17 protein-coding genes and 1 pseudogene are annotated in these 19,661 nt (G+C 70.8%); 8 read left to right on the top strand and 10 right to left on the bottom strand.

The features are described from left to right. Both JAO81_RS29975 and JAO81_RS29970 read right to left on the bottom strand, forming a co-directional pair. Positions 1-1,233, bottom strand: a pseudogene (locus tag JAO81_RS29975) (hypothetical protein); the annotation flags it as partial. Between the two features lie 246 nt (positions 1,234-1,479). Further along, positions 1,480-1,821: a tetratricopeptide repeat protein gene (locus JAO81_RS29970; protein ID WP_199551100.1), complete on the bottom strand. Its 342-nt coding sequence runs from the start codon at positions 1,819-1,821 to the stop codon at positions 1,480-1,482. 141 nt (positions 1,822-1,962) lie between these two features. Here JAO81_RS29970 and JAO81_RS29965 point away from each other — a divergent pair, with 141 nt between their 5' ends. The 4 genes from JAO81_RS29965 to JAO81_RS29950 all read left to right on the top strand — a co-directional run bounded on the left by JAO81_RS29965 (position 1,963) and on the right by JAO81_RS29950 (position 6,815). Further along, entirely contained in the window at positions 1,963-3,084 is a 1,122-nt protein-coding gene (locus JAO81_RS29965; RefSeq protein WP_374194368.1) for a methyltransferase, read from the top strand. A 98-nt stretch (positions 3,085-3,182) separates the two neighbouring features. Beyond that, entirely contained in the window at positions 3,183-4,148 is a 966-nt protein-coding gene (locus JAO81_RS29960) for a pirin family protein (RefSeq protein WP_199551098.1), read from the top strand. A 311-nt stretch (positions 4,149-4,459) separates the two neighbouring features. After that, positions 4,460-5,350, top strand: a complete 891-nt coding sequence (locus JAO81_RS29955) for a MerR family transcriptional regulator (protein ID WP_199551097.1) — start codon at positions 4,460-4,462, stop codon at positions 5,348-5,350. Between the two features lie 541 nt (positions 5,351-5,891). Beyond that, positions 5,892-6,815, top strand: coding sequence for an N-acetyltransferase (locus JAO81_RS29950; RefSeq protein ID WP_199551096.1), 924 nt, complete (start codon positions 5,892-5,894; stop codon positions 6,813-6,815). Positions 6,816-6,868: 53 nt separating this feature from the next. On the opposite strand, the gene JAO81_RS29945 is transcribed toward JAO81_RS29950, so the two are convergent. The 4 genes from JAO81_RS29945 to JAO81_RS29930 all read right to left on the bottom strand — a co-directional run bounded on the left by JAO81_RS29945 (position 6,869) and on the right by JAO81_RS29930 (position 10,274). Then, a complete protein-coding gene (locus JAO81_RS29945; protein ID WP_199551095.1) occupies positions 6,869-7,996 on the bottom strand; it encodes a sensor histidine kinase in 1,128 nt (375 codons plus the stop codon). After that, entirely contained in the window at positions 7,993-8,670 is a 678-nt protein-coding gene (locus JAO81_RS29940) for a response regulator transcription factor (protein ID WP_307813847.1), read from the bottom strand. The genes JAO81_RS29945 and JAO81_RS29940 overlap by 4 nt, the downstream gene beginning before the upstream one ends. Positions 8,671-8,798: 128 nt before the next feature. Then, entirely contained in the window at positions 8,799-8,951 is a 153-nt protein-coding gene (locus JAO81_RS29935) for a hypothetical protein (RefSeq protein ID WP_199551094.1), read from the bottom strand. A gap of 54 nt (positions 8,952-9,005) precedes the next feature. Then, positions 9,006-10,274, bottom strand: a complete 1,269-nt coding sequence (locus tag JAO81_RS29930) for a sodium:proton antiporter (protein ID WP_199551093.1) — start codon at positions 10,272-10,274, stop codon at positions 9,006-9,008. A gap of 199 nt (positions 10,275-10,473) precedes the next feature. On the opposite strand from JAO81_RS29930, the gene JAO81_RS29925 reads away from it, so the two are divergent. Further along, entirely contained in the window at positions 10,474-11,793 is a 1,320-nt protein-coding gene (locus tag JAO81_RS29925) for a DUF418 domain-containing protein (RefSeq protein WP_199551092.1), read from the top strand. Positions 11,794-11,920: 127 nt separating this feature from the next. Here JAO81_RS29925 and JAO81_RS29920 read toward each other — a convergent pair whose 3' ends face one another. The 3 genes from JAO81_RS29920 to JAO81_RS29910 form a co-directional block, all read right to left on the bottom strand. Further along, positions 11,921-12,505, bottom strand: a complete 585-nt coding sequence (locus JAO81_RS29920) for a TerD family protein (protein WP_199551091.1) — start codon at positions 12,503-12,505, stop codon at positions 11,921-11,923. A gap of 270 nt (positions 12,506-12,775) precedes the next feature. Next, complete coding sequence (locus JAO81_RS29915; protein ID WP_199551090.1) at positions 12,776-14,599, bottom strand: ABC transporter ATP-binding protein; 1,824 nt, start codon at positions 14,597-14,599, stop codon at positions 12,776-12,778. A gap of 435 nt (positions 14,600-15,034) precedes the next feature. Next, positions 15,035-15,394: an ANTAR domain-containing protein gene (locus tag JAO81_RS29910; protein WP_199551089.1), complete on the bottom strand. Its 360-nt coding sequence runs from the start codon at positions 15,392-15,394 to the stop codon at positions 15,035-15,037. 860 nt (positions 15,395-16,254) lie between these two features. On the opposite strand from JAO81_RS29910, the gene JAO81_RS29905 reads away from it, so the two are divergent. The 3 genes from JAO81_RS29905 (at position 16,255) to JAO81_RS29895 (ending at position 18,623) form a co-directional block, all read left to right on the top strand. Then, positions 16,255-17,100: a YhjD/YihY/BrkB family envelope integrity protein gene (locus tag JAO81_RS29905; RefSeq protein WP_199551088.1), complete on the top strand. Its 846-nt coding sequence runs from the start codon at positions 16,255-16,257 to the stop codon at positions 17,098-17,100. A 66-nt stretch (positions 17,101-17,166) separates the two neighbouring features. Next, positions 17,167-17,706 (top strand): DUF6328 family protein, encoded by a 540-nt coding sequence (locus JAO81_RS29900; RefSeq protein WP_199551087.1) that lies wholly within the window; start codon positions 17,167-17,169, stop codon positions 17,704-17,706. An 80-nt stretch (positions 17,707-17,786) separates the two neighbouring features. After that, positions 17,787-18,623 (top strand): DUF1206 domain-containing protein, encoded by an 837-nt coding sequence (locus tag JAO81_RS29895; protein WP_307813844.1) that lies wholly within the window; start codon positions 17,787-17,789, stop codon positions 18,621-18,623. Between the two features lie 26 nt (positions 18,624-18,649). Here the strand turns inward: JAO81_RS29895 and JAO81_RS29890 are convergent. Beyond that, positions 18,650-19,661 (bottom strand): diacylglycerol kinase family protein (locus JAO81_RS29890; RefSeq protein ID WP_267913078.1); only part of this gene is annotated, 1,012 nt, incomplete at its 5' end.

Here is a 19,661-nt window from a genome sequence, read left to right as displayed (position 1 = left end):
CCCCAGCGTGACAAGGAGTTCCGCGTCGCCCAGCGGGTGCTGCAAGGCGCCCGCCGCGACCCCGCCGGCTTCGAGTCGCGTCAGCCACACCTTGCCGTCGTCGCCGACGAGAAACGCGTCGGCGGACATCCGCCGGTGGCTGATCTGGTGCTGATGCAGATCCTCGGCGACCTGCCAGACCCTTGTCAGCAGATCGTCCGTGAGCTCCTCGGGCGCGAGGCGGTCGAGGGTCCGGCCCGGCACGTCCTCGTACGCGAAAAGCACGGCGTCGGCGTTGAGTTTGCGTACGGCGGCCAGGCGCGGGGTGCGGATCCCGCTGTGCCGGACGGCGAGGGCGAGCAGCGTGCGCTGCTCCACCAGATGCTGCAGGGACATCAGGCCCTGGCTCTGCGCGGGCCGCCGCAGCCGCAGCCGCTGATACAGCCGGTACGCGAGACCTGCCGTGATCCGGTCGCGGTCGAGCACGGTGACCGTGAACCGTTCGTCGGTGTCGGTGAAGGCCTCGTAGCGCCGCGTGCCGTCCCGTGCGTTGGCGATCCGCCGGCTGGTCACCGGCGGCAGGTCCGTCTCGGCGAGCGCGGCCGCGACGTCCGCGTCCGTCGGCGAGGGGTCGGTCGTCCCGCGCAGCCAGCGCACCGCGAACGCGACGAGACGGCCGAGCAGGAACGTCAGGAGCATGCCGGGCAGCGTCGCCGTGTTCCCGACGAGCGCGGCGAGCGCGGTGACGACCAGACCGCCCCACGCGGCGTTGCGCAGCAGATACCGGTCGGCGAAGCCGACGACGGTGATGAACGCGACGACGGTGGCGATGTACAGATGCAGCGGTGCGATGTTCCCGCCGCCACCGGGCCGTTGCGCGAGAGCGCGCTGCACCACGTCGGGCCCGGGCCCGAGCACGTAGAGGTTGAGTCCGAGCGCTACGAGATACGCGATGAGCGCGGCGAGCACGCCGTTGGTGACCAGCCGGGCCTCACCGCGGAACAGCCGCTCGACGGCCACGAACGCGGGCACCGCGGCCATCACCACACCGGCCGCGAAGACGATCGGCGCGAGCAGCAGATCCGGCACGGCCCGCTGCAGCACCGCGAGCCCGATCACGAGCACGAGTCCGGCCAGGGCGAGGATCATCCGGACCCGGTCCACCGGGCGCCGGGTCGGGCCCCGGCGGGCGGAGACGACCCCGGGGCGTGCGGAGGCGACCCCGCGGTCCTTCGCGTTGCCGCTCAGCGTCACCAGTGTCAGCCGTCCGCCATGAACTGTGCTTTCCCGAGGTTCTCCGACCTCACGATCCTGGCACGCGGCCGCCCGGCGGCACCTGTGGTCTTAGCCCGCACGGGGCACGGTCCGGACGACCGTGCCCCGCTCCCGGAACCGCTCGGGCCGGGCTCGCCCCGAGCGTCTCGCGGCCCCTCAGGCCAGGCTCGTCCCGAGCGTCAGGCCAGGCTCGTCCCGAGCATCAGGCCAGGCTCGTTCCGAGCGTCAGGCCAGGCTCGCTCCGAGCGCCTCGGCGAGCCGCAGGTGCCCGGCGGCCTCCTCGTCGCGGCCCTGCCGCTCCAGGGTGCGGCCGAGCATCAGGCGGGCGTAGTGCTCCACCGGGTCGCGCTCGAGCACGGCACGCAACTCGGTCTCGGCGCGGGTGAGTTGAGCGGAGTGGTAGTACGCGCGGGCCAGGAGCAGCCGGGGAGCGACCTGCTCCGGGACCTCCTCGACCAGCGAGCCGAGCACCCGGGCCGCGGCCGCGTAGTCCTTGGCCTCGAAGAACAGACCGGCGCGCTCCCAGCGCTCGGTGGGGCTTCCCTGGGTGTAGTACGTGTGCGTCACGGGTGACCTCCTTCGGGCGGGTCAACGGCAGCTGGTAGTTGAATATTCCACCAGCTGTACGTGGGAGCCTCGCCGCCCCGGGGAGGGTGCCGGCGACCGGCTGGTCCCCGCTCGACTAGCCTGAACCGCACGATGAACCGTCTGACCACGTCATGGGGCGCCTGCGACCTCACACGCCACCCCGTCGACCCCCGCGATCAGCTCCGCGCCTGGGACGCCTCCGACGAGTACCTGCTCGAGCACCTGGACGGCGTCGGCCTCGACGGCCGCCGGATCGTCGTGCTCGGCGACCGCTGGGGAGCGCTCACCACCTCACTCGCCTCGTACGCACCGGTCCAGATCACCGACTCCTGGCTCACGCGCCAGGCCACCACGGAGAACCTGGCCCGCGCGGAAGCCACCGCGGGGGACCTGCTGACCACGCGGGACACGCCCCCGGACCGTATCGACGTGCTGCTCGTCCGCGTGCCCAAGAGCCTCGCGCTCCTGGAGGACCAGCTGCACCGCCTCGCCCCCGCGCTGCATGCGGGCAGCGTGGTGATGGGCACGGGCATGGTCAAGGAGATCCACACCTCGACGCTCCAGCTCTTCGAGCGGATCGTCGGCCCGACGAAGACCTCGCTGGCCAAGAAGAAGGCCCGGCTGATCTTCGCGACGCCCGACCCGGACCTGTCGCGCGAGGCCAACCCCTGGCCGTACCGCTATCAACTGCCCACCGGAATCGGCCCGATGAGCGGCCGCGCCGTGACCAACCACGCGGGCGTCTTCTGCGCCGACCGCCTCGACATCGGCACCCGCTTCTTCCTGGGCCACCTCCCGGACGCACCGGGTGCCGCGCGCATCGTGGACCTCGGCTGCGGCAACGGGGTCGTCGGTACGGCGGCGGCGCTCGCGAACCCCGAGGCCGATGTCGTCTTCACCGACGAGTCGTACCAGGCGGTCGCCTCCGCCGAAGCCACGTATCGCGAGAACGCCGAAGGCAAGGCGGAGTTCATCGTCGGGGACGGTCTTGCCGCGCTGCCGGCGGGAAGCGTCGACCTGGTGCTCAACAACCCGCCGTTCCACAGCCATCAGGCCGTCACGGACTCCACCGCGCGCCGGATGTTCGCCGACGCCCGCCGGGCGCTGCGGCCGGGCGGCGAGCTGTGGGTGGTCGGCAACCGGCACCTCGGGCACCATGTCTCGCTGCGGCGGATCTTCGGTAACTGCCGGACGGTCGCCGGGAACCCGAAGTTCGTGGTCCTGCGGGCGACCAAACGCTGAGGCCGGGGCCGGGTGCTGCGCCAGGGGCGGGGCCGGACGGAGGGCCAACCTCCGCCCCCTGAGCGACTTTCCCGCACCCAGCGGCTACCTTGAGCCGCATGAGCAATCTTGACCGTGAGGCAGCGCTGTCCGTGTGCGGCGGACGCGGATTCGTCGTGGCCGAGCCCGTACGCGAGCTCCTCACCCCGCGTACGGTGCGGCTCGGAGAGTCCACCGAAGTGCGACGGCTGCTGCCCAACTTGGGTCGCCGTATGGTCGGCGCCTGGTGCTTCGTCGACCACTACGGTCCCGACGACATCGCCGACGAGCCCGGGATGCAGGTGCCGCCGCATCCCCACATGGGTCTGCAGACCGTCAGCTGGCTGCACGACGGCGAGGTGCTGCACCGCGACTCCACCGGTTCGCTCGCCACGATCCGCCCGCGCGAACTCGGCCTGCAGACCACGGGATCGGCGATCAGCCACTCCGAGGAGACGCCCAAGTCCCACTCGCGTTTCCTGCACGGTGCCCAGCTGTGGACCGCGCTGCCCGACGGCGCCCGGCACGTGGACGCCCACTTCGAACACCACACGGACCTGCCGCAGCTCACGTCCGCCGGCCTGACGGCGACGGTCATCCTCGGCACGCTCGACACGGCGACCTCGCCGGGCGCCACGTACTCACCGATCGTCGGCGCGGACCTGACGCTGGCGCGCGGCACCGACACATCGCTGCCCCTGGAGCCGGACTTCGAGTACGCGGTCCTCTCCATGTCCGGCGAGGTCCACGTGGACGACGTCCCCGTCGTCCCGGGCTCGATGCTCTACCTCGGCTGCGGCCGCACCCGACTCCCGCTGCGCGCCGAGTCGGACGCCTCGATCATGCTCCTGGGCGGCGAGCCGTTCGAGGAGGAGATCATCATGTGGTGGAACTTCATCGGGCGGTCGCAGGAGGACATCGCTCAGGCGCGTTCGGACTGGATGAACGGCGATCGGTTCGGTGAAGTGAAGGGGTACGACGGGGACCCGATCCCCGCTCCCGAACTCCCGCCCGTGCCGCTGAAGCCCCGGGGACGAGTTCGCTGACCTGCACATACGCATGGGCAGCCGGTGACGCACACTGTGAGGAACTCGGGTGCCGCGGGCAGTGATTCACGGTGGCCCGGACCCCTGCGATTCGGGTGCGGAAGAGCCCATCGCTGAGGAGCCTGCGGGCGAGGTGCGCGCGGCCTTCGGGCTGACGGGTGTCGTCTACTTCCCCCGCTACAGCGCCCCGCACATTCGGTCCCGGCGGCAGCCAGGGCCTGGCTCCGCTGCCACCTGCATGGGGTTCTTGCACATGCCGTAGCGGCATGTGGTGGGGTTTGGGCACCACAGCGCGAAAGGATCTGTCTGCGATGTACCCCAACCTCACGCCTCCCCGGCAGGTCATGATCGGTGATGCCGCTGCGTTCGCCGGGATCACCCCACGCGCCATTCGCCACTACCACGAGATCGGTCTGCTGCTGGAGCCCGAGCGCGGTGGGGACGGTCGCCGCCGCTACGGCTATGACGACATGAGCCGCCTGCTGTGGATCCGCAAGATGGCTGATGCCGGTATCAGCCTGGACGACATGCGGGCCGCCTTCGGAGAAGCCCGGGACGAAGCCGGAGACGAAGCCCTTGACCAAGCCCGGGATATCGACTCGGTCCTGAGCAGGCTGCAGGAAACCTTGGCGGCGCAGGAGGCCACCATCAAGCGTCGGCGCGCGGCCGTCCAGCGCCTGCAGGCGGTGGGCAGCCCGCTGGGGCTGCTCTCCGAACTGGTCACGGACCGGCTCAGCCACCTGCCCCCGGGCGCGCTGCGCCCCTCCGATCTGGACGCCCTGCTCGTCATGGAACGGATCTTCGGGCCGCTGGGCGCCGCCATCCAGGCCAGCACGTTCATCGTGCTGGCCACCCACCCTGACCTGCGGGCCGAGGAGGACCGTCTGGAGGCGGCCGAGGCCGCCCTCGACGACGGTGTCGAACCCGACGACCCGCGCGTCGAAGAGCTCGCCGTACAGCGATGCGCTCACCAAATGGCCCTGAATCAGGCCATCGAGGCAGCTGGTCTCGACGCGGCCGAGGAGAAGATCTTCGAGATCTACGACGCCGACCGGACAGGGGAGGAGGGCACAGAGATGAGTGCCGCCGCATCGATCACCAAGATGCCCTACGACTTCTCTCCTGCCCGGATGCGCTGCATGGAACTCGCCGGACGGCTCCTCGGCGAGGGCCTTGACGACGCCCACTCCGCGGACAGCTGATCGCCTGCGCCTGGCACTGACGTGGCCCGACAACCGGTCGCGCCTCGAAGTCGCCGTGGAGCGCGAGCAGTTCCCGCATGGGCTCAGCGGTTTCGGGTCGCGGCCTGCACGGCGGCAGGCAGGGGGGCGCGGTGTGGTGCCGGGTGCCGCGCCGTCGGCGGGACAGCGCAGGCGACGGCGGCTTCCGGGGTCGGTGCGGTCAACTCGCGAGCTGGCCCGGCGCCGAGATCCACCGAGTGCCGCTGAAGGCGCGGGACCGGGTGCGCTGACCTGGGCGTAGGACCGAGCAGACGGTGCTCGGCGTCGATTCGCACCGTGATGTCCATGGGGGGCGAGTGCACCCGTGCCCATCTGAGGCTTCGGCCAAGGGGAGTGGATTCCGGCCCGCTCGACATGGTGGTCATCGCGGAGGCGGCGCGCTCCCGATGGTGGCGGCCGTAGGGCGACACGCTTCCGCGCGGTGCCAGTGGCAGCGTACTGTTCTCCGCATACCGCACCGCATGGCGGCCTCCTGACGCGATTCACCGACCGGAGGTCACGAATGCCCGCGCTCACGGTGCGCCTCATTCACCGGAATGACCGAGACCAGCTCACGGAGTTGGTCAACCAGCATGTCTCCGCTGTCGTTCCCGGAGTCTCGGTCTCCGTCAACACCGTTCTCAGCGGCCTGGAGCGGCAGCCGGATGAGTTCATCACCGACCCCTGGGTGGGCGAGCGGATCACGCTCGTCGCCGAACAGTGTCGATCCGTGGTGGCCGCGGCCCACCTGTTGCGCTACCGCGCCGACACCGAGGTCGGCGAGGACTACCGGGACGCAGGCGCGATCGACTGGTTCGTCTGCCGCCCGCCGGCCGCCTCCTGGCCGGACTCCGACGAGGCCGCACATCTGCTGATGTCCGCCTGCCTGGCCCAGCTGGCACGGTGGAACGTCCGTGCCCGCTACGCCTCAGGTGAGCTGCCTGCCCCAGTCGTCTACGGTCTGCCTCGAAATTGGCCGCACATTCGCGCCGTCTACGAACGCGCGGGTTTCCGGCACGTCGGGGACACCGAGGTGATCCTGATCGCGCGGACGGTCGACCTGCCGGCGAATGAGCCCAAGCCGGGAGTGACCATCGCGCGCACGCTGGGGGAGTGCGGTACCCGGTTCACCGCGTACGCGGAAGCGCATTCGGTGGGTTTCATCGAGGTCGACACCGCCGTGACCCGTGCTGAACGCCACACCCGGTCGGCCCCCCTCGCCGACGTCGGGAACCTCCACATCGCCCCGGCCCACTGTGGCCAGGGCTGGGAGCACAGGCTCCTCGCGCAGGCCGGCGAGTGGCTCCGCCTGTGCGGCGTGGACCGCCTCGTCGCCTATGAAGCGGCCACTGACCAGACAGCAATCGATCAACTGAGGTCCGCAGGCTTCCAGGAACTCACACGCACCGACCGCCGCTGGGAACACCGCTCTCAGTCCCCTGTCTGATGGGGGGGGAGGGTCTGGTGAGAACGGAGCCACCCTCGGTTCGGTCGTCGCACTCAGGCGGGCCGCGCCGGTGCCTGTAGTTGGACCGTGAATCCGCCCTGCGGGGTGGGTTCGGCCGTGAGGGTGCCGTCGAGGAGCTCGGCGCGTTCGCGCAGGCCGATGAGGCCGTGGTGGGCGCTGGGCAGGGCGACGGACGGGCGCGTGGGGGCGGTGTTGGTGACGGTGACGCCGAAGTGCTGCGCGTCGTGCCACAGACGGACCTCGGCCCGGGCGCCGGGGGCGTGCTTGCGCACGTTGGTGAGCGCTTCTTGCACCGTGCGGTAGACGGTGCGCTGGGCTGTGGTGCTGATGCCGGGCGGGAGTTCGCCGGTCAGGGTGGTCTCGATACCGCTGTTGCCGATCAGCTGTTGGAGGTCGGCGAGGGTGGGCTGAGGTGTCAGTTCGGTTGCTCGGCCGCCTGAGGCGCGCAGCAGGGTGACCATGAGGCGGAGTTCGTCGAGGGTGTTCACGCTCAGGGTGCGGATGGCGCGGGCGCCGTCGCGCGTCCGAGGGTCCTGAGCAGCGACCTGCAAGGCTCCGGCCTGTACGGCGATCAGGCTGACCTGATGCGAGACGACATCATGCATCTCGCGGGCCAGTTGGGCCCGTTCGCGGGCGAGGACGGTCTGGGCGTACAGGGCGCTTTCGTGTTCTCGGGCCTCCTCGACCTCCACGAGCTGACGGGCCACGTCCTGCCTGGCCTGCACCAGCTGACCGAACAGCACCGGGGCGAAGGCCATGGCCAGGGTGTAGACGAACTGGATGAGCGTCCACGTCCGTTCCTCGCCGGAGAACGCGTCGGACAAGGGCCAGACGAGCGTGCTTGCCGCTGCGTTCAGGAGGGCGCAGCCGGCGAGCAGCGGACGGTTGCGGGTGTGTGCGGCCACGGTGTACAGCGCGACAACCGGCGCCACCGCCACGTCCATGAACACGAGCATCGGCAGGGTCAGCAGAAAGGCGACCATGGGAACGTGCCGGCGCAGGAACAGCCCTGCGCTGCCGACGGCGGCGCAGGTCCACATCAACGGTGACGCCTCACCGTAGAGATTGATCCAGGCGTCGAGCAGGGAGAGTGCGACGAGGCCCGCGTCGACTCCCAAGGCCGGTACCCGCCGCCACAGTTCCTGGCCGGTTTGCGTCATCCTCTGTCCCGTGCCGTGTCGTCACCGTTCCCGCTGAGCAGTCCGGCCCGCTCGGCGAGCAGTGCCGCCTGCACGCGGCTGGAGACCCGCAGCTTGGTGAGGATGGAGCTGACGTGGTCCTTGATGGTGCCCGCGCTCAGATGGATGCGGGTGCCGATGTCGGCGTTGGAGAGTCCCTGGGCGATCAGGACGAGGACCTCGCGTTCCCGGTCGCTGAGCAGATTCACACGGGCCACTTCCGCGTCCTGGGGAGCGCCCGCCCCTGGATGGCTGCGCAGCAGGGCCCGCGAAGCTTTCGGGGACATCACCACGCCGCCCGCGGCCAAGGTGCGGACGAGCTGGGCGAGTTGCTCGGGCTCGGTGTCCTTGAGGAGGAAACCGCCGGCACCCGAGCGCAGCGCGGTCAGGATGTACTCGTCGGTGTCGAAGGTGGTGAGCATGGCCACCTGCGGTGGTGCGGGAAGGTCCTGGATCTGGCGCAGGACGGTGAGGCCGTCCACGTCCGGCATCCGGATGTCGAGGAGTACGACGTCCGGCTGCTCGCGCCGGATCACCTCGGCGGCCTGTGCGCCTTCCGCGGTCGCCACGACCTGGATGTCATCGGCGGCGTTCAGGATCAGCTGAAAGCCGGAGCGCACCAGCGCCTCGTCGTCCACCACCACTACCCGGATCACCGGCGTTCCGCCTCACTCTCGTCTGTGCTGTCCAGCGTCTCGGCGACCCTTGTGCCCGCATCGGGGTGTCCGCGGTCTCGTACGGTGATCGCTCGCCGTCGACAGTACGTCGAGCGTGGGGTCCTCGCTCAGGCGGTGGTTCCGGGGAAGAGCGCCACGACGCGCTCCATGAGGCCGGCGTACAGATCGGGGTGGAGTGCGGCCAGGATCAGTGCGGCCGCGAAGAAGAGGATGAGACCGGTCTCTCGGCGGACCGGCCGGTCGGCTCGGTTGTCGTTCATGCGTCCAGGCTGGCCGAGCGTCCGATCCCCGGGTATCCGGCAGCCGTCCGGCCCTTACCCCCCAGGCGTCCGGAGCCGGCCCCCCAGGTGGCCGGGCTCGGTGGTGGGAGCGGCGAGGAGCCGGGCGATGGGCAGGGAGCCGATGCCGTGCAGCACGACACTGCCGAGCACGGTGAGCGTCATGGCGTCCAGGGCGGTGTCCGCGTACGGCCCGTCGGGGAGGGCGTTGAAGGCGAGCAGTCCGAACACGATCGACGTGGTGCCGCGAGGGCCGAGTGCTCCCACCATGAGCCGTTCGCGCCAGGTGAATTTCGACCCGAGAAAGGCGAACAGGATCGGGATGATCCGTACGACGGTCAGCGCGGCGACGCAGAGCAGGACGGTCGGCCCGTGGATCGGGCCGCTCAGTGCGAACACCACGGCGTTGCCGAAGAAGAACCACATGCCCATCGTCATGATCGCGGTGGTGTCCTCGATCAGACGGAAGTCCGAGGCGTCGGGTGCCTCGCCGCCGCGTCGCCGGGTCGGTGCCTGCCGGACGTAGCGGAAGGCGATGCCGCAGACGAAGGAGGCGACGAAGCCGTTGCCCTCCAGCGCCACCGTCGCGGTGTAGGCGAGCAGCGGTGCGACGAGGACGAGGATGCGGCGGGACTGCCCGGTCATCCAGTGCCTGCGGTCGGCCGCGTTCATCAGCCATGCGAGCAGCACCCCGAGGATCGCGCCGACGACCAGCGCTTTCGCGGCGAACGGAATGGCCGTGCCCAGGGCCTGTGCGGGGGTGCGTGCCTGAGAGGTCGAGCCGGCCAGGATGAGGGCGAACAGGAAGACGGGCGAGATGATGCCGTCGTTGTAGCCGCTTTCCACGTTGAGGACGTCGCGTACCCGTTTCGGGATGCGTGTGTCCCGAACCAGGGTCTCGGCCGGGGCGAAGTCCGTCGGCACGATGATGCATGCGATGAGCAGCAGCAGCACCACGGGCGAGTCGGGCAGCAGCAGTGAGCCGAGCAGCACCATGACGAGCAGGCTGAGGGGCAGCGCCACGAGCAGGGCGCGTGCGGCCGCGCCGGGGTCGTTGCCGAACAGTCGGCCGCCCGGCAGCTCGGTGGCGTCCACGAACAGCAGCACCGCCAGAATGACCTCGGCCACGTGCTGGGCGATGTGGGAGTTGAGCGTCACCGCGATGTGGTGGTGCGTGAACAGCCCGGTGACGATGCCCGCGAGGACCAGCACCAGCGGAGCCCTGACATGCCGCTGTTCCAGCCATCCGGCGGCGAGCGCCCACGCGGCGGCGACAGCGGTGATCACGAGGAGGACGAGAGTCATGGGGATTTCCGGTGGGGCGGAGCCGGTGGGGCGAGGGCAGCTCGAAGGGCGTATCCGACCCTAGGTTCGGACGCCGGGTACGACGGCGCTGTGCGCCCCGACCGCAGCCGTTCGGGGGGCAGCTGCCTGCCGGTCGGCGGGGGTATGGCGGACGCTCGCCGGATGGTTCGCCTCGCGGTGGCTCCGAAGGATCGTCCCTATGACACAGATACGGCCACCGCAGGGCACCACGGCTCCGCAGGCCACCACGGCTCCGCAGGATCATGTGCCTGCACAGCCCGGCACCTCACCCGATTCCGTCGGGCAGACCGCCCAGCTCCCGTCGATGGGACGTCTGGTCGGGGTGGACCTGGCCCGCGCGCTGGCGGTGTTCGGCATGTACATCGTGCACATCGGCCCGGCTCTTTCGGCCACGAGCGGCATCGGCACCTGGGTCCGGTACCTGGCCGACGGACATTCGTCGGCCCTGTTCGCCACGCTCGCCGGTTTCTCGCTGATGCTGATCGCCGGCCGCCGCGAGCCGAAGACCGGCCTCGCAGGCCGGCAGGCGAGGGTGCGCATCGCGATCCGCGCCGTGATCCTCCTGGCACTCGGCAGCGTCCTCGCGCTCGAGTTCGGGGACGTCATCATCCTCGGCTTCTACGGCGTCTACTTCCTCCTCGCCCTGCCCCTGCTGCGGATGTCCGCCAAGACACTGGCGATCGTCGCCTTTGGGCTCGCGCTGGTCACGCCGCAGCTGGCGTTCGTCCTGAGGACGTGGCTGAGCGGGTCCGTACTGGAAAGCATCAACGCCCTTGACCCGCTGGAGAAGTTCAACGAGGTCGGCGTCGTGGATCTGCTGCTCACCGGCCTCTACCCGACGATCACGTGGATGCCGTTCCTGATCGCCGGTATGGCGCTGGCCCGCCTCGACCTGGCGGCGGTCTTCGTACAGCGGCGCCTTGCCCTGCTCGGCGCCGTCCTCACCGTCGGTGCGTACGGCCTGTCCCTGCTCCTCGCGGGCAAGGACGCGGTGTTCAGCGGAACCGGTGGGTCGCCCGGCGGCTCCGGTTCAGGGGCCGGCGGTTCCGGGTCCGCAGGCTCCGGGTCGTGGTCCGGAGGCTCAGGGCCGGGGGCGAGTGGCGGCGGGGGCAGCGAGCAACTCGTGTCGTCGGCCTCGGATCTGCTGGGTGCGGGTCCGCACACCGGCACCACGTTCGACATCCTCGGCAGCGTGGGCGTCGCCATCCTCGTGATCGTGGGCGCGACGGTGCTGATGGACCGTCTGCCGCGTCTGCGCAGCCTGGCGAAGCCGGTCATCGCCGTGGGCACGATGTCCCTGACCGCCTACGTCGGCCACTTCCTCGCCCAGTCGGCGTGGCCCGCCTCCGGCGCAGGCACCACGAAGTCCTGGCTGCCCGTGCTCATTTACATCCTGGCGGCGATCGTCTTCGCCGCGCTCTGGTCGCGCTTCTTCCGCCGCGGTCCGCTGGAGTACCTGCTCAACGCGGCCACCAAGCCCGCCAAGTACATCCGCTGAAGTCCCGGTGGGGGCTTGGTTCCCGAGCCTCGACCCGACGTGAACGGCAGGAAGCCCGCAAGGGGGATTCCGGGATTCCCCTTGCGGGCTTCGGCTTGCCCATGGGGCAGCACGCCCCCGGATGTGCTCAGCGGTGGCGCTGAATGGCCTGGAGGAGGTCGGGGAACGTGGTGCAGGTCGCCGGCTCGCCGATGGCGGTCATCGTCCACGTGCCGTCCGTGCGGGTCAGCTGCGCCATGAGCAGTGCCGTGTGGGGGCCCGTGACGGGGAAGGTGTACCGGGCCAACTCGTGTCCCGTGCTCTCGTCGACGAGACGGCAGTGGGCGTCCTGCACCGTCGCGAAGGTGCTGCCGTCGAAGGAGCTGACGGCGAACACGATGCGGTCCGCGTGCGGAGGCAGCCGGGACAGGCGGGCGAAGAACGACTCGGTGTCTCCCGCGTCCGCGGTGTCCTCGGCCATGAGAGCGGTGCTGTGCTCGACGGACTCGTCCGGGTTGACGGGGTTGTCGGCGAACAGGACGTCGAGGAACCGGTCGCGGCTGTACAGCGCGGCGAAGGTGCCGAGGTGGCCGCGGCGGTGGAGTCCGAGCGCGCCCAGGAGTCCGGGTCGCGGGGCGGGCTGCCAGCCGATGCCCATACGGATCAGGGTGAGCGGGCGGCCGTCCGGCCTGATCAGCGGGACCTGCTGGCCCTTGGCCATGAGTACGGGCATGGGGACTCCAGGGTGAGGCGACGGACTGGGCGGGGCGGGGCGGGGCGGGGACGGACTGGGCGGAGAGCGCGCTGCCTGGTGACGCGGGCGCTGACCTCAGCCTCACCAGTCACATGAAGCGCGGGTATCCGGCTGCTGTCCGGGGTGGCCCCGCCACTCGGCCCGGCTGCCCCCGCCACATGGCCGGGGCCCCCCCCCCCCCCCCCCCCCCCCCCCCCCCCCGGCGGGGGGGGCCCCCCGCCCCCGACGACATCCCGTAGGGGCACGGGCTCACTTCCTGTGGCGTACCGCGGACGTCAGGAGCTGGGTCGCCGCGAGCTGCGCGTACAGCTCGTCCTTGGCGACCAGCTCCTCGTGGGTGCCGATCGCGCGGACCTCGCCCGCGTCCATGACGACGATCCGGTCGGCGTCCGTGACCGTGGACAGACGGTGGGCCACCACGAGGACGGTCGTCTCGCGCGCCGTCTCGGCGATGACCTCCCGCAGCGCCAGCTCGTTGACGGCGTCGAGCTGCGAGGTCGCCTCGTCCAGAAGCAGCAGCCGGGGCCCTCGCAGCAGCGCGCGGGCGATCGCGATGCGCTGGCGTTCGCCGCCGGACAGCTTCGAGCCGCGGTGCCCGACCAACGTGTCCAGACCATGCGGCAGTTGCTCGACGAGGGTGTCGAGCCTGGTCCGTTCGATCACCTTGTGGAGGTCGTCGTCGCTCGCGCGGGGCGCGGCGAACACGAGGTTCTCCCGCAGCGTGCCGGCGAGCACCGGTGCGTCCTGCTCCACGTAACCGATGGCGGACCGCAGCTCGGGCAACGGCCAGTCCATGACGTCCTCGCCATCGACCAGGACGCGGCCGTCGATCGCTTCGTGGAACCGCTCGATGAGCGCGAACAGCGTCGACTTGCCCGCCCCCGAAGGGCCGACGAAGGCCGTAAGACCGCCGCCCGGCACCTCGAAGTCCACCTTCCGGTGGATGTCCGGCAGGCCGGTCCCGTACCGGAAGGACACGTTCTCGAAGCGGACCGAGGCCGGACCCGGTGCTGACTGCGCTTCCTGCGCTGCCTGCGTTCCCTGGTGCCGCTTCGGGCCGCCCTCGGGTGGCGCCGGCTCGGTGTCAAGGCGGTCCACTTCCTTGATCCGGGCGATCGCGGCCGCGCCCTCCTGGTACTCGGATGCGGCCTCGACCAGCTTGTACACCGGCTCCATCAGGAAGAAGAGGTACAGCAGGAACGCGATGAGCGTGGAGACGGGCATGTCCCCGGATGCCACCCGCGCCCCGCCGACGGCGAGCACCGCGAGGAACGCCAGCTCGACGGCGAGGTTGTCCGCCGTGCCGAGGACGGCCTCCCACTTCGCACCGCGCACGCCGTGGCGCCACGCGTTGCGTGCCGACGCCTCGACGCGCGCGGTCTCCCGCTCCTCCGCACCGGACGCCTTCACCGTGCGGAACGCGCCGAAGACCCGCTCCAGGCCCGTGGACATCTCCCCGACCGCCGCCTGCGAGCGCTCGGCGGCCTGCCCGATCTTCGGCATCAGGAGCGCGGCCACCGCACCGACGACCACGACCACACCAAGCGTGACGCCCAGGAGGACGAGATCGAGGAACGCCATCACCACGACGGCCGCGACCAGCGTCACGGCGCCGGTCGCCGCGTTGACCACCGCCCTGGTGGTGACCGCCCGCAGCAGCGTGGTGTCGGAGGTCACCCGCGACATCAGATCGCCCGGCTGCATCCGGTCCACCGCCGAGATGCGCAGCCGCAGCAGCCGTCCGATGAGGCTCCGGCGGGCGGCGAGCACAACCGACTCCGCCGTGCGCTCGAGCACGTAGGCACCGAACGCCTCGGCCACCATGCTCAGCAGGACCAGCACGGTCATGGCGAGCAGGATGGTGGTGATCGTGCCACCGGAGGAAAGCCGGTCGACCAGAGCCTTCGTGGCCAGCGGCTGCAACAGCCCGCCGGCGGCCCCGGCCAGCGCGAGGAGCAGCCCGAGCGCGACGGCCCACCGGTGCGGACGGACATACCCGTACAGCGCCCCGAGCGTCTCGCGGGCGCGCAAGGACTCGGCACCCGTCGCCTCATGGGCGGATGCGGTGTTCACAGGATTCCTCTCGTACGGGTGCGTCGCGCACCACGTCATCGCAGACCTCGGGGCGTACGACGGCCCTCACAGGCCGCTCGCCACTGACGCAGTGCCGTGCCGTGCCGAGGAACATCCCTCACGCCGCACGGGTGTCATGCCAACAGACTGTGTGTGCAGACCTGCTGTCGGCCATCCGCCGACCGTCGGGTGCACCCCCGCCGGGTGGCCGGAGTGGCCTGTGCGCGGTGAAGGGAAGTGGGAGCGGTGGAGCTGGAGGAAGGGCCCGGGCTCCGGCGGTGCCGTTGAAGGTACGGGGCCGGGTGCGTAGGTCAGGCCGTAGTGGTCTTGTCTCCCTCGGTGTCCACGACAGCGTGATCGCGCCGCACACGGATGTCAGCTGGGCGGATCAAGTGCGCGCCCTTCCAGGAGACTTGCCCCATGCGGAGGCACCCGTCATCGGCGCTGCGCCGCGTGCAGTCGGCGCAGTGCCCTGCGCAACGCGAGGCGCAGGTGGTGGGGCAGCTGCGCGCCGTCCGATGTGGCCACGAGAGCGGTGGCCACCTCGCGGAGTTTGAGGTCGCACTGCCGTGAGACATCCATCAGCAGGCTCCTGGCCTCTCCGCGGGTGCACGGTGTCAAGGCCATCACCATGCCGCGCGCCTGGTCGATCACCGCATGACCGGCCAGCGCCCGGCGCAGCGAGTCGTTCTCCGCTCGCAACATGGCGACGGTAGGGGCGAGGGCCGTCTCTCCCCAGGTCAACTTGGCCTTCACGTCCCACCGCTCTTGCGTGAAGCCGACCGGCCGGTTCATGAGACCCGCCTCGCATGGTCCGTCCACAGGGCGTCCACAAAGCCCAGGCCGAACAGGGCAGCGGCCGCGACGGCGGCGATGGCGAACAAGAGAATCATGGCGGGCCTTCCCGCGCGTTGTGTTCCCTCGCTCGAACGAGTCGGGAGCTTGAGGGAGTTGGTCGCTGCCGGGGGCCGGGGCTTCACTCACGAGTGTAGTCCTCCGGAGCGGGAGCCCGACGGGCAACTCCCTTGACCAGGTGTCCTGCCGCTTGTCCGAGGGTCCGGGCTGTTCGTCAACGCTCGGGAACATCACCTGGCAACGAGCCCGAATCTGCGAGGAGTTCCGCACGGACGGACGGGGTCGGTGGGGTCAGGGGAGCCTCGGCGAGGGCTGGGCCCGGAACGGCATCAGGCAGGACCTTGTCCTCCCACCAGGACAGGCCCATCACGGTACCGAGCAGAACGAAGGGAACCAGAAGGACAAGGGCGTACATCTGTATCGCCTGCTGTCGTGAAGCGCGCTGCGGGGCGGGCGGCGCGTCGCTGCCCACACGGGGCGCACGGAGGCTTGGCCGGACGCAGCGGCGCCGCGGAGCGGGCACGCGCGGGGCGCAGGGCGTTCCGGAGCCTGTGCGCAGGGTGCGCCCCGGCAAGGAGCGCGATCACTGTTCGGCGCTGCCGGGGGCAGGGGCGGCACCGGGAGCTGCTCTTCCAACTCGCCGGTGCCTTCGTCCGCGCCGGCCGTCGAACGCCCTGTTCGTGTAGCCCGCCGGGCGGATCGCAAACCCTTGCCGATGGCCGGGCAGGCGGCCCGGACCTGCTCGCCATGGGAGGTGCCGGGGGCTGTCGGTTCCCCCGATGCGGTGGTAGTCGACAGGCATGCCGAACGAACCTGCCGATGCCGCGGACCGTCCGTCGACGGTGAGCCGGCTGCTCTGTGCGATCCGCCGTTCGCCACCCGGGCGCGCGTGGAGACGGGGTCGTGATGTCGAACTGGGGCCGCGGTCCCTGGGGTTCGCGGCGCTGGGATTCCTGGCCCTGGTCCCGCTGCTGATCGTCGTCTCCGCGACCGACCCGGCGCGAGGGGCCGGGATCGCGCAGTGGCTGGGCGACGGGCTCGGTGTGTCGACGGTTGCCCGGGAACACGTCCGCCAGGTGTTCACCCGGCCCGGGCAGGTGCTGCGGACCACGACCGCTTTCGGCCTTTCCGCGCTGGCCGTCTTCGGCCTGTCCTTCGCGGCGGTGGTGCAGGCCGGCTACGAGAAACTGTGGGAACTGACCCCGGCCCGCTGGTACGCGAGGTGGCGCCACGTCCTGTGGCTCACCGTGCTGATCGCCTTCCTCTCTCTGTCCGCCACCACCACCGTGTGGCGCCACTCGGAAGTCGGAACCCTGGCCGCGGTGCTCGGCGCGGTCCTGTTCTTCTGGTGGTCGCAGCACATCCTGCTCGGCGGGCGGATCCCCTGGCGTGACCTGCTGCCCGGTGCGGTCCTCACGGCCATCGGACTCCTGTGTCTGCGGCTCTTCTCCCACCTCGTGTTCTCGCCGCTGATCGCATCCAGCGCCGTCACCTACGGCCCCTTCGGAACCGTCCTGGTCATCCAGTCCTGGCTGGTCGGCGTGGGAGTCGTCGTCTTCGGAGGCGCGCTCGTCGGCCGGATGCTCGCTGAAGCACTCCCGAGCGTGGTGCATGCCGTGAAACAGCGGACCAGGAGACGTACGTGACACCGTGCCGACGCGGCACGTTCCCGCCCACGACTGATCCGCGGCTTTCGGGAGACTCACCCGGGCATGACCGAGAAGGCGTCCCGTACGCCGCGCGACGAGACCAAGCTGGAGCAGGCGGACCGCAACTACGGTGAACTGCTCCAGGAGTTGCGGATCATCCACACCGGAGTCCAGATCCTGTTCGCGTTTCTGCTGACCCTGGCCTTCACGTCCCGCTTCGGCACACTCGACACCGCCCAGCGCGCCGTCTACATCACGACGCTGCTGCTCGCGATGCTCGCGGCGGCCCTGTTCAGTACACCGGCCGCACTGCACCGCACCCTGTTCCAGCGCGGGGCCAAACCGGAGATCGTACGGACCTCCTCACGCCTGGCCGGGGCGGGGATGAGTGTGCTGATGCTGGCCATGACCGGTTCGGTGCTGCTCGTCGTCGACGTGGTGCTCGGCAGGGTCGAGGGAGTGATCGCGGGGGGTGCGACGCTGCTGGTGTGCGGCGGACTGTGGGGACTGCTGCCGCAGTTCGTCAGAAGGCACGCAGCCGCCCGCGCGGCACGTCCCCCGGTACCGGACCAGGACCGGGAAAAGCCGCTGATCCCCCGGTGACGACCCACACATCGAACCGGCGGCCGGGGGAACCCGGGACGGCGGGCACGGACCGCGCGCCCACGGTTGGGGAGGGCGTCGTGACGGCATCTCAAGCAAGCGGCAAGGGACGGACCGCAGGCGCCGCGACCCGGCGCTCCGCGGAGGATCAGACGCTGTCCGCCGCCGGACGGGCGGGCTTCGCCGCGCGCGGTGTCGTCTACGTACTCATCGGCGCCCTGGCCGTACAGATGGCCTTGGGCGGCGGCGGGAAGTCGGCAGACCGGCAGGGCGCGTTGTCGAAGATCGCGGAGCAGCCCTTCGGGAAGTTCATGCTGTGGGCGCTGGTGGTGGGCTTCGGCTCCATGGCCCTGTGGCGTGCCTCCCGAGCGGTGCTCACCAGGGGGCCGGACCGGAAGACTCCATCGAGGCTCCTCGACGGGGGTCGTGCGCTGTTCTACGGCTTCATCTGCTGGGCCACCGCGACCTACGCCGCGGGCGGCGGGCAAGGGGCCGGCGGCAACAAGCAGTCGAAGGACTGGACTGCCACCGTGCTGAAGATGGCCTATGGCCAGGTGCTGGTGGCCGCGGGGGGATGCCTGCTGATCGGCATCGGCGTGGTTCTCGCGGGCCGGGCGGCCCTGCGCAAGTTCCTGAAGCAGCTCGACACCGCCGCCATGAGCCCTCGCACGCGCCAGATCGTCACCGGGCTCGGCGTCGCAGGAGGTGTGGCCCGCGGCAGCGTGTTCGTCGCGGCCGGCATCTTCATCCTGATCGCTGCCGTCCGGTTCGATGCCGACGAGGCCAAAGGCGTGGACGCCACGCTGCGCAGCTTCACCCAGACCCCGGCCGGGCCGTGGCTGCTCGTCGCCGTGGCGATCGGGCTGATCCTCTTCGGTGCCTTCTCCTTCGCCTCCGCGCGGTGGCGTCGCCTGTGAGGACCGCCTGCCGGTCGGGCGCGAGGTCACTCGGGGGCCGGCAGGTACACGGTGAGCGCACGGGGTGACTTGTCGAGGAAGAGTGTGGGGGCGGCCGGACCGACTTCCCCGTCGCGCGTGTATTCCCCGATCCGTCCCGCCGTGTCGATACGCAGCCGGGTCGCGGTGGTGGCCTGGTAGACGCGGGAGCGGGCGAGGGTCCCGGTGAGGAACGCGGCGACGAGCCGGGTGCGGGCGAAGGGGTGCCGTCCGTCGACGAAGCGGAGGTCGAGCAGCCCGTCGTCGAGGCTGCGGCGGTAGGAGGGGGCGAAGCCGGTGGGCTCGTAGCGGCTGTTGCCGGCGAAGAGCAGCCACAGCCGGCGGCGTCGTCCGTCGATGGTGACTTCGGTGGGGGTGCCGTCGGCGAGGACGCGCACGAGACCCACGCAGAGTGCGGGCCACTTGCCGAGGTGTGCTTCGCGGGCTTCGCGTGCGCGGACGAGCTCGGGGTAGACGCCGATGCTGAAGGTGTTGAGGAAGTACCTGCCGGGGCCGTCGCCGGTGACCCGGCCGAGGTCGACGGCTCCGCCGCAGCCCGCCTCCACCGCGTCCGCGGTGGACTTGAGCGTCGGCAGTCCGAGGTCGGTGGCGAAGTGGTTGAGGGTGCCGCCGGGGAACACGGCGAGTGGCAGTCCGCTCTCGGCGGCCAGGACCGCGGCCGCGTTGACCGTCCCGTCCCCGCCGACCACGCCGAGCGCACCGCCCCGCTGGGTGAGCACGTCCTCGGCGGCTCGTCCGAGCACCAGATCAAGATCGACACCGTTGTCGCAGACGCGTATCTCCGCCTGTGGCAGGAGAAATCGCAGATCGGCCTCCGCCGGGGTGTCGCCGCCCGCGCTGTCGTTGACGACCGCGATCAGCCCGCGGCCGGCCGGTAGCGCGGGGACCGGAACGTTCGGCCGGGCGGCGTCGGCCGGCCGGTCCGCGCGCAGGGGCCACCAGCGGCAGGTCGTCGCGGCCACGCCGGCCCCGAGCACGACGCCCTCCAGGACGGCGGCC

The organism is Streptomyces sp. N35 (assembly GCF_016464295.1).
GTDB lineage: Bacteria > Actinomycetota > Actinomycetes > Streptomycetales > Streptomycetaceae > Streptomyces.
This window is presented reverse-complemented; position numbering and strand designations above follow the sequence as displayed.